Below are 2,669 nucleotides of genomic sequence, written 5' to 3'. Positions count from 1 at the left end.
GTCACAGGCCGGCCGTCGAGCACTTCGAAACAGCGGGCCAAAGTGTCGTCCTCGAGCCGGCGCATCGCCTCATGCGTGAAGAAGGTGAGGTGCGGAAACAGGATCACATTGTCGCGATCGAAAAGCGCGTTCATCGGGTGGCCGGACCTCGCCAGTGGCTCCAGCGAATAGACGTCGAGCCCCGCTCCGGCGATGCGCCCGGCGACGATCGCCTCGACAAGTGCTGCTTCGTCGATGATGGCTCCCCGCGAGACGTTGATGAGGATCGCCGAAGGCTTCATGCAAGCGAGTTCTCGACTGCCGATAAGGCCTCGCGTGTCATCGTTCAGAACGCAGTGGATCGAGACGAAATCACAGGCGCCGAGCATAACGTGCAGGTCGTCCACCTTCTCGACACCGGCATCCCGCATCGTCGCCGCGTCGACGCCGGGATCGAAGCCGAGCACCTTTGCCCGGAACCCCTGCCCCGCCATGCGCGCCATGCTGCGGCCGATCTTGCCGCAGCCGACCAGCCCAAGCGTCGATCCTGAAATGTCACGCCCCAGCCAGCGCTGCTCGGGCCAGATCCAGCCGTCACCCGCAACCGCCGCGGTGATCGCCGGCAGCCGTTTCGCCAGCGCGATCATCAGCGCAAAGGCGCCCTCGGCAACCGTCTCTTCGGCATATTCGGGGACATTGACGACGGGAATGCCACGCTGCATCGCCGCCTTTATGTCGATGGCATCGATGCCGACACCGTATTTGACGATGCCCTTGAGTTTTCGCGCCGCCTCGATGACGCGCGCGGTGATCGGTGTGTAGCACATCAGGATGAGATCGGCATCAGTGACCGCCGCCATAAGCTCGGCCTCCGCGATGCCATCCGGCAGCGTGACGAGCTCGACGCCGCGCGCCCTCAAGCCGGCGTCTATGCCCGGACATTCGAGCTCGCGATCGGTGCGAACCGCCTTCACCGGGCTCAGGCCGCCAGCACGGCGGCCTCGACGATGTCGAGCGCCCGGTCGAGATCGGCGCGCGCAATCACCAGCGGCGGCGACAGCGTCAGCACGTTGCCCTGGCTGATCTTGAAGCTCAGCCCCTGGTCGAGGCAGCGATAATAGATCTTCTCGGCAAGCGCGCGCGCCGGCGTGCGGCTCGCCTTGTCCTCGACCATCTCGACGCCGAACATCAGCCCCCTGCCCCTGACGTCGCCGACGAAAGGCGAGCGCCGCATGAGGTCGTTCATGCGGGCGAGCGCATGGGCGCCAAGCTCGGCCGAGCGCTCGACGAGGCCTTCCTCGCGAATGATGGCGATGGTGGTCAGCGCCGCGCGAGCCGTCACAGGGTTCTTCTCGTGGGTATAGTGGCCGATCGCATAGTCGCCGGCCACGTCGAGGTCGCGCCGCGCGATCACCGAGGCGATCGGCAGGATGCCGCCGCCGAGCGATTTGCCGAGCACGATGATATCGGGCGTGACGCCATCATGCTCGGAAGCAAAGAACTTTCCGGTCTTGCCGAGACCGGTCGGGATCTCGTCGAAGATGAGCAGCGTGCCGTGCCGGTCGCAGGCTTCGCGCACCGCCTTCCAGAAGCCCGGCGCCGGCACCAGCGGCGTCGCGCGCATCGGCTCGGCGATGAAGGCGGCGAAGTCGCCCTCGCGCCCCAGCACGTAAGCGATCATGCTGGCGCAGGCGCGTGCCGACTCCTCCAGCGAATTGGTGCCGTAGGGACAATTATGCGGCGCCCAGGGCGCGACATGCTCGGTGCCGGGCAGGAGCGGCCCGGCGATGCCGGAGCGGAACGTCGCTTCGCCGCCGACGCTGGAAGCGCCGAAGCCCGCGCCGTGGAAGGCATCCCAGAACGACAGCGTCTTGAACCGGCCGGTCGCCGCGCGCGCCAGCTTCAACGACACCTCGATCGCGTCGGAACCGCCGGTCGTGAACAGCACCTTGCCGAGGTCCCCAGGCGCCAGTCTCCCGAGCGTCTCGGCGAGTTCCACCGCCGGCTCGCAGGTGAAACGGCGCGGTGCGAAAGGCAGCTCGTCCATCTGCCTGGCGATGGCTTCCTTGAGCCGCGGATGGCCGTAGCCGATATGGTGGACGCTGTTGCCGTGGAAATCCATGTAGCGGCGTCCGGCCGTGTCCTCGATCCAGATGCCTTCGGCCTTGGCTATGGCAGAGACGCAGGGGCTGGACAGGCTCTGGTGCAGGAAGGCTTCGGCGTCGCGCCGCAAAAGCTCCTGCGAGGGCGCGTGGCTTTGCTTGGCGCTCCACTCCTGGCGGGCCGCGGCCTTGTTGGATTCGCCTTCGGTGTGGACGAGCGTCATTGGCCGAACAACTCCACGATGGTCGCTTCGCCAAGCCCGAAGCCGGTGCTGGCGCCGGTGCCGCTGGTGACGATCACCAGCCGCACGTCTTCATGCGGGGTATCGCGCAGCACGGCATTCTTCGCCGAAGCGTAATATCCCGTCCAGCGCGCAAGCACGTTCGGCGCCTTGCCGAACAATGTCTTGAACTCGCCGAGGATCAATTGGTCGACGGCTTCCGACCCGAACGGATCGAGCGTCAGCCCGTAATGATGGGAATCGCCGACGACCAGCGAACCATCCGCGCTCTGCACCACGATCAGGTGAACGCCGTTGGCCAAGGCGGCGCCGCGTTCCTCACTCAATTTCGCCCGCAACGCGCCGG

The 2,669-nt window shown here is 66.4% G+C and carries 2 protein-coding genes and 1 pseudogene; all 3 read right to left on the bottom strand.

Annotation, left to right across the window (positions count from 1 at the left end; genetic code table 11):
- A partial coding sequence (locus tag EOD07_RS29905; protein ID WP_127237889.1) for an NAD(P)-dependent oxidoreductase occupies window positions 1-953 on the bottom strand: 953 nt, incomplete at its 3' end.
- A gap of 5 nt (window positions 954-958) precedes the next feature.
- On the bottom strand, window positions 959-2,305 hold the full coding sequence (locus EOD07_RS29900; RefSeq protein WP_127237888.1) for an aspartate aminotransferase family protein: 1,347 nt from the start codon (window positions 2,303-2,305) through the stop codon (window positions 959-961).
- Window positions 2,302-2,669 (bottom strand): annotated as a pseudogene (locus EOD07_RS29895) (TIGR03364 family FAD-dependent oxidoreductase); the annotation flags it as partial. The gene EOD07_RS29900 and the pseudogene EOD07_RS29895, both read right to left, overlap by 4 nt.

It is taken from the genome of Mesorhizobium sp. M2C.T.Ca.TU.002.02.1.1, assembly GCF_003997225.1.
This window is presented reverse-complemented; position numbering and strand designations above follow the sequence as displayed.

What these genes read in the sequence shown, in the direction of transcription:
- EOD07_RS29900 (WP_127237888.1), bottom strand. Translation starts at nt 2,305, where the DNA reads ATGACGCTCGTCCACACCGAAGGCGAATCCAACAAGGCCGCGGCCCGC.